Source organism: Promicromonospora sp. AC04 (assembly GCF_003058225.1).
In the GTDB taxonomy this organism is placed as follows: domain Bacteria; phylum Actinomycetota; class Actinomycetes; order Actinomycetales; family Cellulomonadaceae; genus Promicromonospora.
Genome location: NZ_QBUG01000018.1, coordinates 1 through 20,944 on the forward strand (window position 1 = coordinate 1; position 20,944 = coordinate 20,944).

At 74.5% G+C, this 20,944-nt stretch carries 14 protein-coding genes; 8 read left to right on the top strand and 6 right to left on the bottom strand.

Translation table 11 applies throughout. From position 1 onward, the window contains the following. Positions 1-166: 166 nt before the first annotated feature. From C8K30_RS31560 to C8K30_RS29565, 3 genes are all read right to left on the bottom strand, one after another. Positions 167-1,750: an LCP family protein gene (locus tag C8K30_RS31560; protein ID WP_233257566.1), complete on the bottom strand. Its 1,584-nt coding sequence runs from the start codon at positions 1,748-1,750 to the stop codon at positions 167-169. A gap of 4 nt (positions 1,751-1,754) precedes the next feature. Then, positions 1,755-3,080, bottom strand: a complete 1,326-nt coding sequence (locus tag C8K30_RS29560; protein ID WP_233257567.1) for an LCP family protein — start codon at positions 3,078-3,080, stop codon at positions 1,755-1,757. Positions 3,081-3,226: 146 nt separating this feature from the next. Continuing rightward, positions 3,227-3,970, bottom strand: coding sequence for a TIGR03089 family protein (locus tag C8K30_RS29565; RefSeq protein WP_108496489.1), 744 nt, complete (start codon positions 3,968-3,970; stop codon positions 3,227-3,229). A 377-nt stretch (positions 3,971-4,347) separates the two neighbouring features. On the opposite strand from C8K30_RS29565, the gene C8K30_RS29570 reads away from it, so the two are divergent. The 3 genes from C8K30_RS29570 (at position 4,348) to C8K30_RS29580 (ending at position 9,846) form a co-directional block, all read left to right on the top strand. After that, positions 4,348-4,689, top strand: a complete 342-nt coding sequence (locus C8K30_RS29570; RefSeq protein WP_108496527.1) for a WhiB family transcriptional regulator — start codon at positions 4,348-4,350, stop codon at positions 4,687-4,689. Between the two features lie 160 nt (positions 4,690-4,849). Continuing rightward, positions 4,850-8,233, top strand: coding sequence for a glycosyltransferase family 2 protein (locus tag C8K30_RS29575; protein WP_108496490.1), 3,384 nt, complete (start codon positions 4,850-4,852; stop codon positions 8,231-8,233). Then, on the top strand, positions 8,230-9,846 hold the full coding sequence (locus C8K30_RS29580; protein WP_108496491.1) for a DUF5719 family protein: 1,617 nt from the start codon (positions 8,230-8,232) through the stop codon (positions 9,844-9,846). The genes C8K30_RS29575 and C8K30_RS29580 overlap by 4 nt, the downstream gene beginning before the upstream one ends. Before the next feature lie 58 nt (positions 9,847-9,904). Here C8K30_RS29580 and C8K30_RS31860 read toward each other — a convergent pair whose 3' ends face one another. Next, positions 9,905-10,519 carry a metallopeptidase family protein gene (locus C8K30_RS31860; protein WP_369941717.1) on the bottom strand — a complete coding sequence of 205 codons (615 nt, stop codon included), beginning with the start codon at positions 10,517-10,519 and terminating at the stop codon, positions 9,905-9,907. A gap of 362 nt (positions 10,520-10,881) precedes the next feature. Here C8K30_RS31860 and C8K30_RS29590 point away from each other — a divergent pair, with 362 nt between their 5' ends. Next, entirely contained in the window at positions 10,882-12,549 is a 1,668-nt protein-coding gene (locus C8K30_RS29590; protein WP_233257568.1) for a DUF2142 domain-containing protein, read from the top strand. A 1,339-nt stretch (positions 12,550-13,888) separates the two neighbouring features. Here C8K30_RS29590 and C8K30_RS29605 read toward each other — a convergent pair. Next, on the bottom strand, positions 13,889-15,520 hold the full coding sequence (locus C8K30_RS29605) for a glycosyltransferase family 39 protein (RefSeq protein WP_108496496.1): 1,632 nt from the start codon (positions 15,518-15,520) through the stop codon (positions 13,889-13,891). Between the two features lie 222 nt (positions 15,521-15,742). On the opposite strand from C8K30_RS29605, the gene C8K30_RS29610 reads away from it, so the two are divergent. The 4 genes from C8K30_RS29610 to C8K30_RS29625 are packed head-to-tail and all read left to right on the top strand — an operon-like array spanning position 15,743 to position 19,497. Continuing rightward, positions 15,743-16,834, top strand: coding sequence for a glycosyltransferase (locus C8K30_RS29610; RefSeq protein WP_233257569.1), 1,092 nt, complete (start codon positions 15,743-15,745; stop codon positions 16,832-16,834). Then, positions 16,834-18,018, top strand: coding sequence for a glycosyltransferase (locus tag C8K30_RS29615; protein WP_108496498.1), 1,185 nt, complete (start codon positions 16,834-16,836; stop codon positions 18,016-18,018). Before C8K30_RS29610 ends, C8K30_RS29615 begins: the two co-directional genes overlap by 1 nt. Then, the gene (locus C8K30_RS29620) at positions 18,015-19,082 is read left to right on the top strand and encodes a lysylphosphatidylglycerol synthase domain-containing protein (RefSeq protein WP_233257570.1); all 1,068 of its coding nucleotides are present in this window, start codon (positions 18,015-18,017) and stop codon (positions 19,080-19,082) included. Before C8K30_RS29615 ends, C8K30_RS29620 begins: the two co-directional genes overlap by 4 nt. A 52-nt stretch (positions 19,083-19,134) precedes the next feature. Beyond that, positions 19,135-19,497, top strand: coding sequence for a DUF3499 domain-containing protein (locus C8K30_RS29625; RefSeq protein ID WP_108496500.1), 363 nt, complete (start codon positions 19,135-19,137; stop codon positions 19,495-19,497). 99 nt (positions 19,498-19,596) lie between these two features. On the opposite strand, the gene manA is transcribed toward C8K30_RS29625, so the two are convergent. Beyond that, entirely contained in the window at positions 19,597-20,847 is a 1,251-nt protein-coding gene (manA, locus tag C8K30_RS29630; RefSeq protein WP_108496501.1) for a mannose-6-phosphate isomerase, class I, read from the bottom strand. Positions 20,848-20,944: the final 97 nt, after the last annotated feature.

Here is a 20,944-nt window from a genome sequence, read left to right on the forward strand (position 1 = left end):
CCGCCAGCTCAAGCGCTACCTCACCCGCAAGATCTACCGACTCCTGACCCGGACCAACACCCTCGCACCCACCACTTGACGAACATAGAAGCGTCTCAGAGCAACACACCCCGGGGAGTACCTGTCTCACCGAGCCGATCTCGTGGTCCGGTCCGGGTGCTCCGAGTCAGGAGCCCGGCATGCCGCCGACCTTCTCGCCCGCCGGGTACTCGCCGTCGCGGATCTTGGTCCAGAACTCGGGGGTCAGGTTCTCGTCGAGCAGGACGGCCGAGGCGCCCGCGGGTGTCCGGTAGCCGATCGTGGCGATCGGCGGGGTGCCCGTCACGCCGTCCTTGCCGTTCGCGGACCGGAACGCCAGCCCGAGCATCGCGAGGTCGATGATCCCCGAGTCGGTGTCGGTCACGACGGCGGCCAGGCCGGCGTCGGCGAGCGCGACCTGCGTGGCGGGGTTGAGCAGGACGGCGGGGTCCGCGATCTTCTTGCCCACCTGCGCGATGACCTGCTGCTGGCGCTGGGCGCGGCCGATGTCGCCTGTCGGGTCGGAGTACCGCATGCGGGAGAACGCGATGGCGGTCTTGCCCATGACGGTGTGGCAGCCGGCCTTCCAGTCGAGCTTCGACTTGACGTCGTGCACGTCGTAGTCCAGGCACAGGCGCACGCCGCCGACGGCGTTGACGACGCCCTGGACGCCGCCGAAACCAACCTCGACGTAGTGGTCCACGGTGAGGCCGCTGAGCGCCTCCACGGTCTCGACCAGCAGCGGCGCGCCGCCGTAGGCGTACGCCGCGTTGATCTTGTCGCCGCCGACACCCGGGATCTCCGCGTACGTGTCGCGCGGGAGCGAGATGAGCGCCACCGGCCCGGAGGACGGCTTGTGCAGCAGCATGATCGTGTCGGTGCGGGCACCGCTCGTGGAGTCGTCGACACCGCCGGTGCCGCGCGCGTCCGAGCCCGCGATCAGGTAGGTCGTGCCCGGCGTGTTCTCCGCGCCGGACAGCGCCTCGACGTGCTGAATCTTGCCGTTGGCCCAGATCAGGAGTCCGATCGGCCAGGCGAGGATGGCGAGCAGCACCAGCACCGCGACCACGCCGAACACGCGGCCCTTGCGGATGCGGATGTTGTTGCCACCCCGGCCGCCGGAGCCGCGCCCGCCCGAGGCGAGCGCGCCGGCGGGGTAGTTGCCACCTCGGCCGCCACCGGCCGCGGGACGCGGCGCCTGCCGCACCGGCGTCGGGCGTACGGGGCCCGCGCTCGCGCGGACCGGGCGGCCCGGCGGGATGGACTGCGGCGGCTGGCCGCCGCTCGGCGGCGCCGACCGCGGCGGGATGGACCGCGGAGGCCCGGCCGACTCGTTGCGCGCCGGCATCCCCGACCTTCGTGGCGGAACAGGCGGGGGATTCGTTCCATTGCGCTGGCCGGACACCGGTACCTCCCGGGAAGACTGTCTACGGATACGTGGTTCGTGGCGCGCGTCGTCGGAGCCTTCCGGCCGTCCGATGCGATGGGCGCCACCGACGCCGGGGACACCGGCGCCGGGCGTCTCCGCGTTCGCGGGTCCGCCCTTCTCCTTGCTCGACGCCGCACCCGGCACGACCCGCGGACGCTCGCCGGTGTCACCGACCGGGATGGCGTCGTCGGCGCCGGGGCGCCCGCTCACGCCCTGGGGCGTGAAGCTGGGCGGTATCCGGACGCGCGTGACGTCGTCGTCGGCATCTGGCGCCGAGCGGTTCGACGTTCTGGGATCTGACATGGGCTCAGCCGCAGACCTTGGTGGTGTCGGCGCCGGTGAAGGCCTCTTCACCGGCCTGCTTGATCTCGGTCGAAGCCGGCGTGGGCTCGGTCTCGGAACCGTCCTCGGCTCCGGTCTCCGTTCCCGCGTCGCCCTCCGTGCTCTCCTCGTTCGAACCCTCGCTCGCCGACCCGTCGCCCGCGGTCGCGGAGCCCGAGGGGTCCGCCGACGGGTCGTCCGGGTCGCTGTCGAGCGGCCTGTCGTGCTTGACGTTGTCCCACAGCTCCACGGCCTCGTCCGTCCACACGACGTTAGCCGCGTTGTTCGGGTCGTACTCGTTGGGGACAGTCATGAACGTGATCGTGTCAGGCCGCACAGCGCGCATGGAGTAGGCCAACCCGGCGAGTCCGTCGATGCTGGCCAGCTCGTCGTTCATGGTGAGCGAGCCGGTTACCGCTTTGAGGAAATTGAGGGTCTTGGCGGGGTTGGTCAGCACTTCCTGGCTCAGCACCTTGCGGGCCAGCGAGGCCATTACCTCCTGCTGCCGGCCGATGCGGCCCAGGTCGGACCCGTCGCCCAGCCCGGTGCCCGTGCGGGCACGCGCGTAGTCGAGGGCCTTGACGCCCTGGAGCGTCTGCGTGCCGGGCTCCAGGGAAAGGTGGTTCGCCTTCTCGGAGTAGATCGCTTCCTCGACGCAGATCTCGACCCCGCCCACGGCGTCGATCATCGAGGAGAAGCCCGCGAAGTCGACCACTATGAAGCCGTTCATGAACACGCCGGTGAGCTTCTCGATCGTCTTGACGGTGCACAGCGCGCCCGACGCGACGTCGCCGCCGTACTGCACACCCTGGGAGAAGGCGGCGTTGAACTTGGTGCCGTACAGCTCGGGGGTGTCGCCGGCCGTGGTCGAGCAGCTCGGGACGTCCACCGTCGAGTCGCGCGGGATCGAGATCATCTCGACCCGCGACCGGTCGCCGGAGATGTGCATGACGATGGTGGTGTCCGAGCGGGCGCCCATCTCCCCGCCACCGGCCAATTCGCCGTTGCCGCCGTCGCGCGAGTCGCTGCCCATCACCACGATGTTCATCGGGGTGCCCGCGTTCGGGTCCTCGGGCAGCACCACCTCGGGCCGGTCCGACCCGAGCGCCGTCGTCATGTCGGCGGTGTCGATGTTCCCTGTCAGCTGGGTCACGGCCGCCGCGCCGCCCGCAACCGCGAGCGAGAGGACCGCGACGAGCACCATCCCGACCGCGCGGGTCGCGCCGCTTCCCAGGACTGCCAGCGTCCGGGCATGCGACGGCCCTTTGACGGGTGTCGTCGCACCTGGGGCGCTGAAGTCAGGAAATGTCACGGCCTCAGATCTTAGGGGCTGGTTATTGCACGGCGGCGCACCGGCGGAGGTCGGACCGTAGAGGGTTCGTGGAGAAGCCCGAAGGCCGTGTGCGGCCACGCGTTTTTCGGCGCGCGAGCGGCCGTTTCGTGAGGTAGATGGCGGGATCAGGTGTGCGTTTGTGCCTGCTCGGTGCTCAGCAGGCGGGCGCGCCGCGGCGCGTCCTGCTCAAGCTCGGCCGCGGTCGCCCGCGAGGTGAGGACCGCGGAGCCGCCGCCCGCCCATACACCGAGCAGGTCGCGCAGCACGTCCGCCACGGTCCCGCGCCCGTCCACGAGCACGCGCGCCCCGTCGCCGGGCTCCGGGACCAGACCCTTGTGCCCGACGGCGCCCGCGGCGGTCACCAGCGCGTCCTGGTCCGGGTCCACCTCGGGCACCCAGCCGATCGCGTCGCCGTAGGTCATGACTGCCGAGGCCGCGTCGACGGCGCCGGGCGGCAGGTCGCCGTCGTACCTGCGGGCGAGCGCGGGCAGGGAGACGACGACGAGGTCGGCCCCGGCGCCGGCCCACCGGTCGGGGCTGTCGGTGACTATCACGTCCGGGTGCGCCGGGGCGGCGTCGGGCAGCGCCACGGTCGCGCCCGTGCGCCAGGCCGCCAGCGCCCACACGGCGGTGCGCCAGTGCACGGGCAGGTCGACGACGATGCTGGTGCCCGGGCCGGCGTCGAACTCCTCGACGAGCAGGTTGACGGTCTTGCTGGCCCAGTTGGCCAGGACGGCGCCGGAGAGCTCGACGCGCTCGCCGTCGTCGCCGTACCAGGTGAGGCGGGGCCGGCCGCCGTCGGCGGCGAGGCGGGCGAGGAGCGAGGCGACGTCGGGCACGGGGCCGCCGCTGCGGGGCGCGATCTGCATGCCGTCAGCCTACGAGGCGGCGTAGGTGGGCCAGGTCTGCTGCGCGTCGCCCCACCCGCGTCACATTGGCTCGCGGGGCCCCGGCGTGTCGCCGCGCCGGTGGCCGGGTGGATAAGAAGAGCGGGGTTGCGGGTGAGACGTGCGCCACGACCTGCGGAAGGACTGGTGAATTACCCGTGGAACCAGCGGGCGATAGCACATTTCCGCTTGACGACTCCAGGCGACACGCGTGTAATTCCATGTATGCAGTTTTCGTAGCGAATACGCAACGGGGCCTGAAACTGCAGGTCTGGCCAGTCAGGCCTGATAGGGCGGGGCGATCGTCATGATCGACCGGCAGGGCCTCGGAGCACGGACACGGCATGGAGGGGCACGTCATGTGGAACATGCTGGAATCGGACGTGGAGTTCCCGACTGACGCTGAGAGTGAGGTGGAACCGGTGGCACCGGTCCTTCCGCTCTTCGGCGAGCTCTACCTGCTGACGGAGCCGGACGACTCGTTGCTCGGTTGGCAGGAGCGCGCCCTGTGCGCGCAGACCGACCCGGAGGCCTTCTTCCCGGAGAAGGGCGGGTCCACACGCGAGGCCAAGAAGGTCTGCTCCGGCTGCGAGGTGCGGGCCGAGTGCCTGGACTACGCGCTGGAGAACGACGAGCGGTTCGGCATCTGGGGCGGTCTCTCGGAGCGCGAGCGGCGCAAGCTGAAGCGCCGGGCCGTCTGAGCCTGAGGTGAAGCGCAGGGTGGGAGCCGAAGGACGAGGCACCCGCCCGAAGCGGAACCGCGGGCTCGGACGGCGGACAAGCAGGGCCTGAGCCGGAGCGGCTCCCGCTCGGCGCGTCTGCGGCGTGTCGGCGCGGACTCGCCGCATCATGTGAAGCGAGATGAGCGCTCCACGTACCGACAGCCTGTCGGCCCCCAGCCCGGACCGGGGCCCCCACGCGGCCACGGTGGGCCCGGTGTGGGCCAAGGTCCCGGCCCAGCCCTCCGTGCAGCCGCCGGTGGCGGTCACGGTGACCGCCGTAGTGGTGACCCGTGGCAGCAGCCCCTACCTGGCCGCGACGCTCGCGGCGCTGCGGAAGCAGTCCCGCACCCCGGACTCCGTTGTGGTGGTCGACGTCGACACCGCCCCCGCGACGTCGGGCCACCAGGACCTGCAGCTCGGCGGCGCGCGGTACGTGGCCGGCGCGGGCGCCCGCACCTTCGGCGACGCGGTCCAGGCCGCGCTCGCCGCGTCCGGGGCCCCGGAGCACGGCTGGCTCTGGCTCCTGCACGACGACTCCGCCCCGGCGCCCGGCGCGCTGGCCGCCCTGACGCGCTCGGTGGAGCACTCGAACGCCGTGGCGGTGGCCGGCTGCAAGCAGCGGCACTGGGAGACGGGCCCGGACGGGGCGCCGCTCGACCCGGAGGTGTCCGACCGGGGTGTGCTCCTCGAGGTGGGACACACCGTGTCGCCGCTCGGCCGGCGCATGACCGGCATCGACGACACCGAGATCGACCAGGGGCAGCACGACTCGCGCGAGGACGTCCTCGCCGTCGGGCTCGCCGGGGCGCTGGTGCGCGCGTCGGTGTGGCGCGAGGTCGGCGGCACCGACCCGGCCTACGGCCAGTTCGGCGACTCGACCGACTTCTCTCGGCGGGTACGGCTCGCCGGCCACCGCGTCGTCGTGGTGCCCGACGCCGTGGTGCGGCACGCGCAGGTCGCCCTGCGCGCTCCCGGCTCGCCCGGCGCGCGGCGCCGGAGCCAGCTGTACCTGCGACTGACGTCGGTGGCACCGTGGGCGCTGCCGTTCGTGATGCTCGCGATGCTGGCGTGGGCGCCGTTCGCCGCCGGCTACCGGCTGGCGATGAAGCACCCCGACCGGGCTCGCGACGAGCTGATCGCTCCACTGTGGGCGGTGTTCCGCCTGGGCCGCCTGCTGCGCGCCCGACGCCGGATCGCGCGCACCTCGACGGTCCCCCGCAGCGTGCTGCGTCCGCTCCTGGGCACCTGGCGCGAGGTCGCCGCGGAGCGGCGGGACAAGCGGCTCGCCCGCGGTGAGGCCGATCGTGTCGACGCAGCGCCGTCGGAGCTGGAGCAGGCCGAGCTGCAGGTCCTGGCCGCCCGGCGCCGCGCGGCGCTCGCGACCGTCGTCGTCTCCGCGACGGGCCTGGCGGCGGCGCTGTTCGGCCCAGCGCTGGGCGCCCTCGCGTCCGGCGGACGGCTGGTCGGCGGGGCGCTGCTCCCGGCGGACGGCACGACGGCGACCACCTGGTCGGCCGCCACGTCCGGCTGGGTGCGCGACGGGCTCGGCACGGCCGCACCGGCGGACCCGCTGCTCTTCGTACTGACTGGGCTGTCGGCGCTGGTGGGCGGGTCCCTGCAGCACGCGGTCAACCTGGTGCTCCTGCTGGCACTGCCCCTTGCCGCTGTCGGCGCGTGGGCCGCCGCGGGGGCGGTGACGCGGTCGGTGTGGCTGCGGATGCTCGCGGCGTTCGCGTGGACCGTCGCCCCCGCGTTCCTCGGAGCCCTGGACGGCGGCCTGCTCGGTGCGGTGCTGGCCCACGCGCTGCTGCCCTGGACGGCGGTCGCGCTGGTCCGCGCGGTGGGCGCCCAGGCGGGCGACCGGCTCTCGCCGCCGGACGACGCCGCGGAGCACCCGGCCGGCGCCCCAGAGCACGCGTCCGGCGGGCACGCGTCCCACGCCCGAGCCGCGTCGCTGGGCGCGGCCGGTGCGGGCGGTCTGCTGCTGGCGTGCGTCGTGGCCGGCGCGCCCGCGCTGCTGCCAGCCGCCGTCCTGGTGCTGATCGGTGCCGCGATCGTCGCCCCGCGCCGGCGCGTCCACCTGGCGCTCGCTGTCGTGCCTGCCCTCGTGGTCGGCGCCCCGCTGTGGTGGACGGTGCTGCGCGACGGCGACCGCGGCCTCCTGACCGCCGAGCCGCTCGCCGGTTCGGGCGTCCCGGCGCCCGGCACGGCCTCGGGCCTGGAGCTGCTGCTCGGCCTGCCGGCGGCGCCCACCCCCTGGTTCGAGGTGCCTGACGGCGGCCCCGTGCTCGACGCCGCCCGCGCCGTCGTCGCGGCCGGTCCGTGGGCGGCCGGTGTGCTGGTGCTCGCGCTGGCGGTGCTCGGTCTCGTGGGGGCGCTGCTCGGGATCGGGCGCAGGCAGGCCGGAGACGCCGCGCGCCAGGTCGCGGCGACCTCCCTGGTCGGCTGGCTGGTCGCCGCGGCGGGCCTCGCCGTGGCGGTGCTCGCCCAGGACGACGGCCGGTGGTCCGGCCCCGGGCTGTCGCTGCTGCTTCTCGGCCTGGGTACCGCAGCGCTCGCCGGCGCCGGTGTGCTGGCGCGGCGCGGGGCGTCGCTGAGCGGCTTCCGCGGCTCGGCGCGCAGGGTCGCGGTCGGCGGGCTGGTGGTGGTCGCGCTGCTGCTCCCCGCGACGCAGGCGGCCGTGTGGCTGACCGGCTCCGGGAGCGTCGCGGCCGGCGGGCGGGCCGGGCTGCTGCACGTGACGACCGACCCGGTGGTGCCCGCAGTCGGGCAGCAGATGCAGGCGCCGCCGCGGCAGGCGCGCGTGCTGGAGGTCGGGTTCTCCGGGGACGGTGCCGTGCAGTACACGCTGCTGCGGGCCGACGGCTCGCAGCTCGCCGACGCCTCGGCGGCGGCGCGGGCGGCGGCCAACGAGGCGACCGACCCGACCGCCGCGCTGGACACGGCCGTCGCGGCGCTCGCGTCCGGCGCGACCGACGGGGTACCGCAGCAGCTCGCGGACCTCGGGATCGGGGCGGTGCAGGTCCGGTCCGACGGCGGCGCGGTCGGCACCGCCGCGGAGGCTCAGCCCGCCGTCGGCGACCTCATGGCCACGCTCGACATGGTGCCCGGCATGAGCCGCGTGACCGAGGGCCAGGAGGTCTCCGTCTGGCGGGTGGCGCCTGCCGAGGAGCCGCCGCCGGGCTGGGCCCGCGTCGAGGAGGCAGGCATCACGGAGCAGGTGCTGCCGTCGGGCGGTACGGCGGTCCACGCGGAGGTGGGGGCTGGAGGTGCGGACCGCGCCGTCGTGCTGGCGGAGGCGGCCGGGCCCGGCTGGCACGCGACCCTCGACGGACGCCGGCTGGAGCCGGTCCCCGTGGACGAGTCGGCGGGGCTGCAGGCCTTCACGCTCGGGCCCGACGCCGGGCATCTGGTGGTCCGGTACGAGGCACCCCACCGCACGGCATGGCTCGTGCTCACGACGTTCACGCTGGTGGTCTTCGCGCTGCTGGCTCTGCCCGTGGGCCGCAGGAGGCTGCGATGAAGCGCAAGAAGCTCGCGGTCCCGGCCGCCGCCCGGCGGGCAGCGGCAGCGGTAGGCGGCCTGCTGTGCGCGATGGCGGTCGCCGCGCTCGCCACGACGAGCGGCGCGGAGCCGGGCGGCGCCGGGCGGGCCGACGCCCCGGCGGACGACGTGCGCGCCGTGCCCGTGGCCGCCGCCGAGGCCGGGCTGGTCTGCCCCATGCCGGCGCAGCTGGAGCAGCCGGACGTCGGCGACGACGAGTTCAGCGCGGCGCCCGTCGCGACCACCACCTCGCTGACCGCTGCAGTCCTGGAGGGGGCCGACAACGAGGAGCCCTCGCTCACCACGCTCGACGGGGCGCAGGACGCGGAGCTCACGGGCCCGCTGGAGGCGGGCGGCGTCGCCGCGGTGCGCGAGGGCACGCTGCCCGGCGCGCGCGTGCTGCACGTGACGCCCGGCGGCGCGACCTACGCCCCAGGGACGGTGGCGTCCTTGACGACCGGGGGCGACCTGCGCGGCCTGGTCGCGGGGCCGTGCGCCGAGGCCGCCGTCGAGCACTGGCTGGTCGGCGGCAGCACCTCGGTGGGTTCGAGCGGCCGGCTGGTGCTGCAGAACCCCGGCCGCACGCCGGCCACCGTGACGCTCGAGGCCTGGGGCGCTTCCGGGCCCGTGGTGCTCGGGAGCCAGTCGCTCGTCGTCGTGCCGCCGGGGGAGCAGGTGGTCACCAAGCTCGAGGCCATCGCGCCCGACCAGAGTCGCCTCGCGCTGCACGTCACCGCCGAGGGCGGACGGGTGGGCGCATACGTGCAGCACCACCGGATCGAGGGTCTGGTGCCGATGGGCGCCGACCTCGTCGTCGCGGGCGGCACGCCGTCGCGGTCGACGGCGGTGTCGGGCGTGCTCAGCACGGGTGAGGCGGTCGACGACCCGCACGCGCCGCGGCTCGACCTGCTGGCCCCCGGGACCGAGGCCGGCACAGCGCGGCTCGCGGTGCTCGGGCCGGACGGGCCGGTGCGGCTGCGCGGCGGCGAGGAGGTGGCTCTCGAACCAGGGCAGGTCACGACCCTGCCGCTCGGCGGGCTGCCCGCGGGGACCTACACGGTGGTCGTGGACGCCGACGTGCCCGTCGTCGCCGGCGCGGCCGTGGACCGGGCGGGCGCCGCCGCCGAGGGCGCGGTGATCGACGACGACCCGTACGACCGGGCGTGGCTGGCCGGGCAGGCGGTGTCCTCGGTGGGTGGCGCGGCCGACGGCGCCGTCGCGATCCCGCCGGACGTCGCCTACGCGGTGACGCTGAGCAGCCTCCCCGGCGAGCGCGGCCCCGAGGAGATCGAGGACGCGGAGGGCAGCAGCGAGGTGACGCTGCGCGGCGTCGGGCCGGACGGCGAGGAGGCCTGGACGCGTACCGTCTACGTGCCGACGGGCGAGACGGTCGAGGTGACCTGGGCCGAGCTGTCGGAGCGTGGCGACACCGTTGCGGTGGTCGCGGAGCAGCCCGCCGACGAGCCAGGGGTGGTGTGGTCGGTGCGCCTCGCGGACGTCAGCGACCCGACGCTGTTCTCGGTGCTGGCACCCACGGCACCGCTCGCGGCGGACGTCGACGTCCGCGTGCGCCGGGTGGACTCGGCGGGCTGACGACGGGCTGAGCCCGGCCGGCCGGCTGAGCCCGGTGGGCGGGCTGACCGCGGGTAGGTCAGCCGCGCTCGCCGAAGTTCGGGTCGATCTCCTCCGGCGTGCGGGCCAGCAGGTGCGCGACCTGCTCCACCACGACGTCGCGCACCAGGTCGGCGAGGTCCTCCAGGTCGACGGCCCGCACCTCGGTGGGGCGGCGGTAGACCACCACGCGCCCGGGGCGCCCGGCCTCCGGGGGGAAGAACCGGCCGAGCAGCACGCCGCCGTCTTCCCACGGCGCGGGGTCCGACGGCGGCACGTCCTCCACGGCGAACTCGGTGCCGCGCAGGTGCGTGGCCCAGGTGCGGTCGAGGTCCTCGACGACGTCGAGCACGAGGTCGTCGAACCGCTGCGCGCGCGTGCGGTGCGCCGGGGTGCCGGGCGGGAACATGGGGCCGCGCAGGCCGCGACCGCGCCGGTCCCGGCGGCGGGGCGCGGTGTTCTCCGCGGATGCCGCGCCGGAGTCACCCGAACGTGCGGCGGCGAGCCGCAGCAGGTCGGCCTGTGACGCCTTGGGGATCCCGGACGAGCTGCTGGACGAGCTGCCGGAGGAACTGCTGGACGAGCTGCCGGTCTGGCCGCCGCCGGGGCCACGACCCGACCGCCGGTTCCGGCCACGAGGAGAAAACGGAGGCACCCACTGACGATACGTCGGATCGGAGGCGTGATTCGTCACCGCCACGACGCCGTGCGGGTTCTCCCTTGCGCCGAGATCGGTCCGTTGCGGCTGGGTTGCGCGCGAGTTCGGTCGGTTGCCTCGAGATCGGTCCACCGATGGACCGATCTCGAGGCAACCGACCGAACTCGCGCGTCCGGCCGAGGCAACCGACCGAACTCGGGTGTCCGGCCGAAGCAAGGGACCGAGTTCGTGTGTCTGGTTGGGGCAAGGGACCGAACTCGCGCGTCCGGCCGAGGCAACCGACCGAACTCAGGTGTCCGGTCGAGGCAACCGACCGGATTCGCCGTGCAGCCGGGAAGCCGGCCCCTATTCTGTTGAGCGTGCGCGACGATCCTGCTGAGGTGGCGTACCGCCGGGCGCTCGCCCTGATCACCGCACTCGTGGTCCTGGTCGGTGTGCTGTGGGCGGTGCTGACCCCGGCGTTCCGGGCCCCGGACGAGCCGCAGCACGTCAACAGCGTGCTGCGTCTCGCGTACGGCGGCGGCTGGCCGGCCGCGGGCGAGGCTCTCGTGGGCCCGGCGATGACCGAGGCACGCGAGCAGGCAGCGCTGGCCACGGACGTCCCGGGCCGGCACCTGGACCGGGACGGCGTGCCCGCGTTCGTCTCCGTTCCACCCACCAAGGACGCCGAACGCGCAACGGTCAGCCGGGAGAACGCCCTCGCCGACCCGCTACCACCCGGCACCGATACCCGGCAGCTGGCCCCCGAGCTCGTGGACCAGATGACGCAGCACCCGCCGCTGTACTACGCCATGGCGGCGGGCGTGCTGCACGCCACCGGCCTGGCCGAGTCCCGGTGGGACGTGCAGCTGCTCGCACTGCGGCTGTTCGACGTCGCCCTCCTGCTACCCCTGCCGCTGCTGACCGCCGCGACCGTGCGGCGGCTGGCCGGCTCGCGCCCGGCGGCCCTCGTGGCGGCGTCGTTCACGCTGTTCGTGCCGCAGGTGGGGCACATCATGGGCAGCGTCACCAACGATGCGCTCGTGACGCTCACCGGCGCGGTGACCGCGTACCTGTGCGTCCGGGTGCTCACTGGCGACCTGCGGCTGCGGACGGCGGCCGGGCTCGGCGTGGTGGTCGGCGTCGGGCTGCTCACCAAGGTCATGGCGGCGTTCGCGCTGCCCGTGGTCGTGGCTGCCTACCTGGTGGCGTCCGGTCCGCGCGGCCGGCGCGTGCTCGGTGCGCTCATCGCCGGCGCCGCGGCGTTCGCGATCGGCGGCTGGTGGTGGCTGCGCAACCTGCTCGTGCTGGGGACGGTGCAGCCCGTGGGCATCCCGGACCGGTTCCTCGACGACGCGCAGCCGCAGGGCCTCTGGTACTTCCTGCGAACAGTGGTGACGAGCCTGACCCGGTCGTTCTTCGGCAACTTCGGCTGGCTGGAGATCCGCGTGCCCGACGCCGTCCTCTGGACCGCCGCCGTCGTCGTCGCGATCCTGTGCGTGCTGGCCGTGGTGCGCGGCCCCGCGAACCGGGCGGTCGCCGTGCTCCTGCTGCAGCCGGTGGCGCTGTGGTGCGGGGTCCTGGTCAACGCCTGGCCGGACTACGCCGCCCACGGCTGGATCTCCGCCGTGCAGGGCAGGTACCTGTTCGCCGGGCTCCTGGCGCTCGGCGCCGGGACGGCGCTGGGCCTGCTCGCCCTGCTGGGCCCGCGCCTGCGCCGCGCGACGCCCTGGGTGATCGCCGCGGCGTGCGCGGCCGCGGCGAGCGGCCTCGCCTACGGGTTCTGGGGTTTCTACCAGGGCCCGGGACAGTCCGTGGCCGACGCCGCGGCCCGCTGGGCCGGGTGGAGCCCGCTCAGCGGCGGTCAGCTCGTGCTGGTCGGATCCGTGACGCTGGTCGTGGGAGCCGCGGCGGTGGTCGCCGCCGCCCGGTTCGCGCGCGCCATGCCGATCTCCCGCATCGCACGGAACGCGAGCACCGCCGAGCCGACGACGGCGGCGGCCGCCGCTACACCCACCACGGCGGCCGGCAGCGGCAGCTCGTCGTAGTACCCCGGTTCCGCGGGCGTGGCCAGCTCGACCGACAGCCAGACCACCAGGTCGAGCACGGTCAACGCGGTCCAGGCCGGGAGCAACCGGCGCGGCCGGGTCGCCAGGCCCGCCGCGATCGCCAGGCACAGGGGGAGCGACACCACCAGCAGGTACCGCGGGTAGATACCGCCGCTGCTGGCGGCGTACCCGACCTGCACGGACAGCGAGACGACGACGGCGGCGACCGGCAGGGCGCGCAGCAGGAGCCGGTCGGTGCGGGTCTCGGGGGTCGACCGCTCGACGGCCGACCTGCGGCGTCGGACCGCCACGACCAGCGCGATCACCAGCGGCGTCCACACCAGCAGCAGGGCGGTGACCACCATCGTGGTGATCGTGAGGGGCGTGTTCGGGGGCAGGCGCCCGGCCCACCAGAACAGGTCGGGCAGGCGGACCCAGGTCGTCGGGTCGGCCAGCACCGCCCACACGGGGCGCTCCTGCCGGTTCTGGTGCTCCAGCGCCCAGTCGAAGTGCGACCCCGTGATGCTGCCGGTCAGCGCCAGGTTGCGAAGGTAGAACCAGCCGCTGGCGGCCAGCACCGCCCCCGGCCCGGCCACCGCCAGCGCGGCCACGTGCGCCCACCGGCCCCGGCCCTGGGCGGCCCGGACCGCCCCGGCGGCCAGGGCGACACCCGCGACCACGGCGGCGATGAGCGCCGCCGACAGCCGGGTGAGCGCGCACGCCGCGGCGACGAGCGACAGCAGGGCGATCAGCCGGGCGTCCAGCCCGCGCCGCACCGCTGTCGCGGCCAGGCCGAACAGGACGGTGACGAAGGCCGCGGCCAGCAGGTCGTTGTACGCGCTGCCGCCCACGTGCGCGGCGGCGGGCATGGCCCCCGCGAGGAATCCGACGAGCGGGGGCAGCACGCTGCCCGGCCGGGTCAGGCGCCGCGCGCTCCACCAGGCTGCGAGCACGAAGACGCCGCTGAGCAGCACGTTCACGCCGCGCGCCGCGTAGACGGCGGCGACCGGATGGCCGGCGTCCGCCAGGGGTCCCACGAGCGGGGCGATCAGCAGGTAGTACAGGGGCGGGTGCTGGGCGGTCCACTGCACCGGGGCGAGCCAGGCGCCGTCGGGCCGCAGCTCGAGCCCGTCCTCGAAGACCGGCAGCTCGCCGTGCCACACCTGGTAGGCGTAGTCGACGTGCGGGGGCTCGTCGCCGGTCGCGTAGGGGGCGTCGGCGAGCGCGACCATCAGGGCCAGGAGCATCCCGGAGGCCACGGCGCAGATGACCGCGAGACGCTCGGCCCGCCCGCCGATCCGGGGGCGGATCCGGGCGACGGACCGGGCCAGCACCCGCATCAGGCGGCCAGCATGGGGTCGGCGTCCAGCTCGGCGGGCCGGTCCGGCGGCCGGTCGCCGAGGGCGGTCCGGGTGAGCGAGACGGCGACGGCGGCGGCGAGCGCCAGCCCGGCTACCACCACCGTGACCAGCACGGCGCCGGGGAACGCGTACCAGTGCCCGACGGCGGCCATGGCCCGGCCGAGCGCGTCCGGCCCGCCGTCGGCCGGCAGCCAGTACAGGCGCCACACGTCGTACTGGTAGGCCAGGTGCATGGCGCCGGCGAGCGCCAGCAGCGCGAGGGGCACCGCCCGGCGCCATGCGGGCCGCAGCACCGCGGCGCCGGCGAGCGCGACGACGAGCAGGCCCACGAGGCCCGTGTAGAGGTAGCGGCCCTGCTGGGCGGCGCCGAAGTCGTGGAACGCCGCGAACTGCTCCCACGACCCGCGCGCGACGATCCCGGCCAGGGCGGGTACGGGGAACAGGAGCACGAGCGCGTCGAGCCGGGGCACGGGACGGCGCACGAGGGCGGTGACGAGCCCGGTGAGCACGACGACGAGCGCCACCCGGGCCATCCACCACGAGGCGTCGTGCTCGCGGGCCGCCGCGTGGTCCTGGACGAAGAAGAGCGTGATCATGCGCTCGGTGAACCGCCCGAGCCAGGTGAGGCCGCCGTCGGCCCATCCGTAGACCGGGGTGAGGTCGGGTGGGGTGGCGTGCGTGCCGTGCGGCTGCAGCATGCCGTGGACCACCACGTTGCGTACCCACCAGGCGATGCCGGGCAGGGTGACGACGGCGACCACCAGCAGGGACGTCGTGGCGGCCCGGAGGCGCTCGCGGTGCCGGTACGCGGCGACGAGGTAGGCCAGGAGGATCCACGCGGGGAACATCAGCGCGAAGCCCTTGGTCAGCAGGGCGAGCGTCGAGACCAGCCCGAGCAGCAGGGCTGTGCGGCGGGTGAGGTCGCCGGTGAGGACCCGGGTCACGAGCAGGGTGGCGCACGCGCCGAGGACCACCAGGAGGTTGTCGTTGTTGACCGCCGACTCCAGGTGCGTCAGCTCGGGGACCGCGAGCGGGACGAGGGCTGCCGCGACCGGTAGGGGGTCGGGGAGCCGGAGCCGGCGTGCGGTGGCGAACAGGAGCAGCGGCAGCGGCAGCGCGAGCAGCGCGTTCCACCAGCGCAGGACCAGCCACACCTGGTCCAGCGGCGCGTCCTGCCAGTCAGGCACCAGGCTGACGACGCCCGCGCCCAGCAGGTAGTACAGGGGCGGGTGCTGGACGAGCTGGTTGAACACCGGCTCGGGCTCGCCGTCGGGCCCCTCCTCGGTCATCGTGGCCGAGCCGCCGGCCTCCAGGTACGAGGGCCGCTCGCCGCGTGGCGGCACGTCCTGGCGGTCCGCGAGGTGCTGCGGCCCGTCGAGGCTGTCGGCCTCGACGAAGCCGCCCGCCGTCACGCCCTGGGTCACGAACGCGGTGCCCGGCCCTGGCCACGGCCAGGCGTCGCCCTGCCGCACCTGGAGGACGAGGTCGACGTGCTGGCGCTCGTCGGGCGAGCGGACGTTGGGGAAGACGGCGGTCTGGCCGAGCATGACCGCCAGGTGCAGGAGCACGATCAGCCATACGACGACCGGGACCGTGCGGGGTCGGGTCACGCGAGCAGAGTAGCGGCGCCGGGTTGACCGATCTGGGCGGTGTGGTCACGGCCGCGTAACAGTCACTCCATGGCATCTGCTGTTCATTTTGGCGTCATGTCCCGCTCCTACGCTTGTGACGCCACTCACTGCTGATCGAAAGTCACTGCTAATCGAAAGCACAGGGCCATGAAGCTGTTCGTGCAGATTCCCTGCTTGAACGAGGAAGAAACCCTTCCATTGGTGCTTGCCACGATCCCCCGCAGCATCCCGGGGATCGATGAGATCGAAATCCTGGTCGTAGACGACGGGTCCACAGACGGCACTGTTGAGGTCGCGCGTCGCCTCGGCGTGCGGCACTTCGTGCACCACACCCGGAACATGGGGCTGGCCCGCTCGTTCCGCGACGGCGTCGACTACGCGTTGCGGCACGGGGCGGACATCGTCGTGAACACCGACGGCGACAACCAGTACCCGCAGGAGCGGATCGGCGACCTGGTGATGCCCGTGGTGCTGGGCAACGCCGACATCGTGATCGCCGACCGGCAGACCGCCACCATCGAGCACTTCTCCCCGCTGAAGAAGGCCCTGCAGAAGGCCGGCAGCGCGACCGTGAACTTCGCCGCGGGAACGGACCTGCCCGACGCCGCGAGCGGGTTCCGCGCCTACTCGCGGGCGGCGCTGATGCGGCTCAACGTCGTCACGCAGTTCAGCTACTGCATGGAGACGATCATCCAGGCCGGGCACAAGCGGCTGCGGATCCTGAGCCTGCCGATCACCACCAATGCGAAGACCCGCGAGTCACGGCTCTTCACGAGCATGTGGCAGCACATCGCCAAGTCGGGCCAGGCCATCAGCCGGTCCTACGTGATGTTCAAGCCGCACACGGTGTTCATCACGCTCGGGCTGCTGTTCACGCTCGGTGCCGTGATCCCGTTCGGCCGGTACGCGATGCTCCTCGCCACCGGTACCGGCGGGCAGCACATCCAGTCGATAGTGCTCGGGGCGACGTCGCTGGTGGGGGCGCTGCTCAGCTTCGCCCTGCTCGTGCTGGCCGACCTCCAGCGCACCAACCGGGTGCTGCTCGAGGAGACGCTGGAGCGCCTCAAGGAGGTGCAGTACGGCACGACGGCGGCCCCGGTCGCCCCGGGTGCGCCCGAGAACGGGCGGCCGTCGGGCGGGAACCGGCCCGGTCCGGTCGACCGGACGGCGCCGATAGACCGCGCCCAGCCGGCCGGGCCCAGCGACCGGGCAGTGCCCACCGGGCCCGCCGGGCCCGCCGTGCCCGCCGGGCCTGCGGACACCGGCCTCGCGGACGTCCCGGCGGCCGTGTAGTGATCGCATTCGGCACCTACGACGCCGCACGGCACCCCCGCACCGCCGTCCTCGTCGCCGGGCTGCGCGCCCACGGGGTCAAGGTCACCGAGCTGAACCGGCCACTCGGCTTCTCCACCGCCGAGCGGGTCCGGATGCTCCAGCAGCCGTGGCGGCTGCCCATCCTCGCCGGTCGCCTGCTGCGGCGCTGGGCCGGGCTGGTGGGCGACACCGTGCGGCTGCGGCGCGCCGAGGGCCGACCCGAGGCCGTGCTCGTCGGCTACCTGGGCCACTTCGACGTGATCCTGGCGCGGCTGCTGTACCCGCGCTCCGTCGTGGTGCTCGACCACCTGGTCTTCGCCGGGGACACCGCCACCGACCGCGGGGCGACCGGCCTGCGCGTGCGGCTCCTGACCGGGCTGGACCGGCTGGCCGTCGCGTGCGCCGACGTCGTGGTCACCGACACCGAGGAGCACCGGCAGCTGCTCCCCGACCCGGACAAGGGCGTGGTGGTGCTGGTCGGCGCGCCGGACGCATGGCGGGCGGCGGGCGAGACGCCGCTGGTCGAGCTCGTCGAGGCCGGGGTCTCGACCAGCGATGAGGGCTCGGCGAGCGATGGGGTCTCGACAAGCTCGACCACCGAGGGGGGCTCGGCCGGCGACGGCGGGCTGTCCGTGGTCTTCTTCGGGCTGTACACCCCGCTGCAGGGCGCGCCGGTCATCGCCGAGGCGGTGCGCGACGCCGTCGCGGCGGGTGCGGCCCTGCGCGTGACGATGGTCGGAGCCGGCCAGGACCTGCCCCGCACCCGCGAGCTCCTGGCGGGGACGCCGGGCGTGACCTGGCACGACTGGGTCGAGCCCGACGAGCTGCCCGCCCTCGTCGCCGGGCACCAGGTCTGCCTGGGGATCTTCAGCGACACCCCGAAGGGCCTGCGGGTGGTGCCGAACAAGGTGTACCAGGGGCTCGCGGCGGGCTGCGTCGTCGTCACCTCGGACACCCCGCCGCAGCGGCGCGCCGTAGGGGAGAGCGTCGAGCTGGTACCGGCGGCCGACCCCGGGGCGCTCGCGGCCCGGCTCACTGAGCTCGGTGACCCCGGGACGCTGGCAGCCGCGCGGGTGCGCGCCGCGCGCGGGCGCGACCGGATCCGCCCGCAGGTGGTCACCGAGCCGCTGGTCGCGGCGCTGCGCGGCCGGGGCGCGCTGTGACGGCACGCGAACCGGGCATGACGACGGCGGGCGATCCGGCCCCGGCGACGACGGCGAGCGACCCCGCCCCGGCGGCAGCCGCCCCGGTGACGACGGCGACGAGCCGCCCGTTCCTGCGGGGTGCGCTCGCCGTGCTCCGGTCCCCGTGGGTGCGGTGGGGCTTCCTCGCGATCGCGCTGGCGCTGGCCGTCTGGTACGTCCTGGTCAACCGCGAGCCGCTGCTCCGGGCGGCGGCCGAGCTGTCCGTGACCGAGGTGGCGCTCGTCGTCGTCCTCGGTGCGGTGTACGTGTGGTGCACGCTGCTGGCCTGGCGCGCCGTCCTCGCGGACCTCGGCTCCCCGCTGTCGCTGCGGAGCGCCGTCGCGGTGTTCGGGATCAGCCAGCTCGGCAAGTACGTGCCGGGCGGGGTGTGGAACGTCGTGGCCGCCGCCGAGGTCGGCGCGGGGCACCGGGTGCCGCGCAGCAGGTCGGCCGCCTCGATGCTGGTGGCCGTCGCGGTCTCGGTCGCCTCCGGAGCGGCGGTGGGTGCGGTGGCGCTGCCGTTCGTCTCCGCGGGCGCGCTGGGCGCGTGGTCCTGGGTGGTGTGGGTAGCGCCCGCCGTCGTCGTGGTGCTCGCGCCGCCCGTGCTCAACCGGCTGATCGGGCTGGCCGTGCGGCTCGCCCGGCGCGGTGCGCTGGAGCACCCGATGACCTGGGGCGGCCTGGGTCGCGCCGCCGCCTGGTCGGTGGCCGGGTGGCTGGTCGCGGGGCTGCAGCTGTGGGTGCTCTGCACGGGACTGGGCCTGCCCCTCACCCCCCGGACGTTCGCCCTGGCGACGGGTGGCTGGGCGCTCGCGTGGACCGCCGGGTTCCTGTTCGTGGTCGCGCCGGCCGGCGCCGGCGTGCGCGAGGTGGTGCTCGCGGCGGTGCTCGCCGGGGCGCTGCCGGGGCCGGCCGCCGGGCTCGCGGTGATCGTCAGCCGGGTGGTCCTGACGCTGGTCGACCTGGGCTTCGCGGGTGCGGGGCTGCTGCTTGCGCGCGGGGTACGACGCGCCGATGTCGGGCTCCCGCCGTTACGGCCGTGAATGCCCGGCGTGTTCGGCGTGTCTTGCCCGGTCAGCGGCGTACTCTCAGCGCGTGAGATCGGTGAGACAGTGTTCGCGCTCGGCCTGCACCAACGCGGCCGTGGCGACGCTCACGTATGTGTACGCGGACTCGACAGCCGTGCTGGGTCCGCTCGCGCACCTGGCCGAGCCCCACAGCTACGACCTGTGTGCGGAGCACGCCGAGCGGCTGACCGCGCCGCGCGGGTGGGAAGTGGTCCGCCTCATGCCCGAGTTCGAGGACGCCGGGCCGAGCCCGGACGACCTGTCCGCCCTGGCCGACGCCGTCCGCGAGGCCGGCCGGGTGCGGCGTCCGGCAGAGCCGTCATCGGTGACGGAGACGGCACGCCGTGGCCACCTCCGCGTCCTGCGCGCGGACGACGACAACTCGGCATGACGCCGAGATAGAACCAGGGCGAGACAGAACTACGGCGAGATAGAACCGCAGACCGCTGCGGTTCTATCTCGCCCTGGTTCTATCTCGGCGGAAGCCAGGTCAGGGGACCCAGGCGCAGACCGCGTGGCCCGCGCCCGAGAGCTCCAGGTTCCCGGCGTCGTGCGGCACGAAGACCGAGTCGCCCTGGACGAGGCGCTGCGGCCCGTCCTCGGCCCGGTCGGCCGCGAGCTCCAGCTCGCCGTCCAGGCACAGCAGGATGCGCGGGCCCGTAGCGGGCAGCGTGACGGGCTCCGACGGGTCGACGTCGGCAGTAGTGAGCGCGAACTCCGTGACCGGCACGCGGTAGGTGTGCACCTGGCCGCGGCTGCCCGCCGTCGAGATCTCGGGGGCGGACGGCTGCTGCGGCGCGAACGACGTGCAGGCGACCAGGTTCTCCTCGTCCACGAGCTTGGTGGTCAGGCCCGCGCGCAGCACGTTGTCGGAGCTGGCCATGATCTCGACGCCCAGGCCGGACAGGTAGGCGTGCACCACGCCCGCGGGCGTGAACGCCGCCTCGCCCGGCTCGAGCGAGAACCGGTTGAGCATGAGGGACGCGATCGCACCCGGGTCGCCGGGGTGCTGCTCGGCGAGGTCGATCACGGTGCGGTCGGCGCGCTCGAACGGCGAGCCTGCCGCCAGGCGGGCCCGCACCGAGTCGAGAGTGGCCTGGATGTCGGCGGCGCAGGCCTCGTCGGCGCGCGCGGACAGCAGGTGGTTGAACGCCTCGCGCATGCCGTCGTGGCTGCGGTCGTGCAGCAGCGCGGAGCGGACGCTGTCGACCATCTTGCCCGCCAGGCCGTCCAGCACGTCCAGGATGGTGCGCGGCGTGCGGAAGCCCGCCAGCCCCTCGAACTGCGACAGGGCGACGATCATCTCGGGCTTGTGCTGGTCGTCCTTGAACGACCGCTTCGGCGACGTCAGCGGCATCCCGGCCTTGTTCTCGCGGGCGAAGCCCTCCCGGGCCTGCCGCGGCGACGGGTGCACCTGCAGGGACAGCGCCTTGCGCGCGGCCAGCACCTTCAGCAGGTACGGGAGGCGCGGGCCGAACTGCTCAGCGACCCGGTGGCCGAGCGTCTGCACGGGCGCCTCGCGCACCAGGCGGTCGAGGGCCACGTGATCGACCTCGCCGTCGCGCGAGATCCGGCTGACCGACGGCGCGCTGGCGTGCGCGCCGAGCCACATCTCCGCCTGCGGCTCCCCGTCGGGCTCGGCGCGGAGCAGGCTCGGGATCGCGTCGACGGATCCCCAGTCGTACCGCTGGATCGTGTTGGTCAGCGGAAGCGGGGCGTGGAATTGAGCGACTGCAAGCACCGCGCAAGGATAGCCGCACGAAACATCCTGGTACTGGACATCGTGCGCGGACCGTGCGCGCGGATCCTGCGCGCGCACCCGCACCAGGCCCCAGGGT

Bases quoted from the DNA above. Each gene is read 5' to 3' on its own strand.
- C8K30_RS31560 (WP_233257566.1), bottom strand. From the start codon at position 1,750: ATGTCAGATCCCAGAACGTCGAACCGCTCGGCGCCAGATGCCGACGAC.
- C8K30_RS29565 (WP_108496489.1), bottom strand. From the start codon at position 3,970: ATGCAGATCGCGCCCCGCAGCGGCGGCCCCGTGCCCGACGTCGCCTCG.
- C8K30_RS29570 (WP_108496527.1), top strand. From the start codon at position 4,348: ATGTGGAACATGCTGGAATCGGACGTGGAGTTCCCGACTGACGCTGAG.
- C8K30_RS29575 (WP_108496490.1), top strand. From the start codon at position 4,850: ATGAGCGCTCCACGTACCGACAGCCTGTCGGCCCCCAGCCCGGACCGG.
- C8K30_RS29580 (WP_108496491.1), top strand. From the start codon at position 8,230: ATGAAGCGCAAGAAGCTCGCGGTCCCGGCCGCCGCCCGGCGGGCAGCG.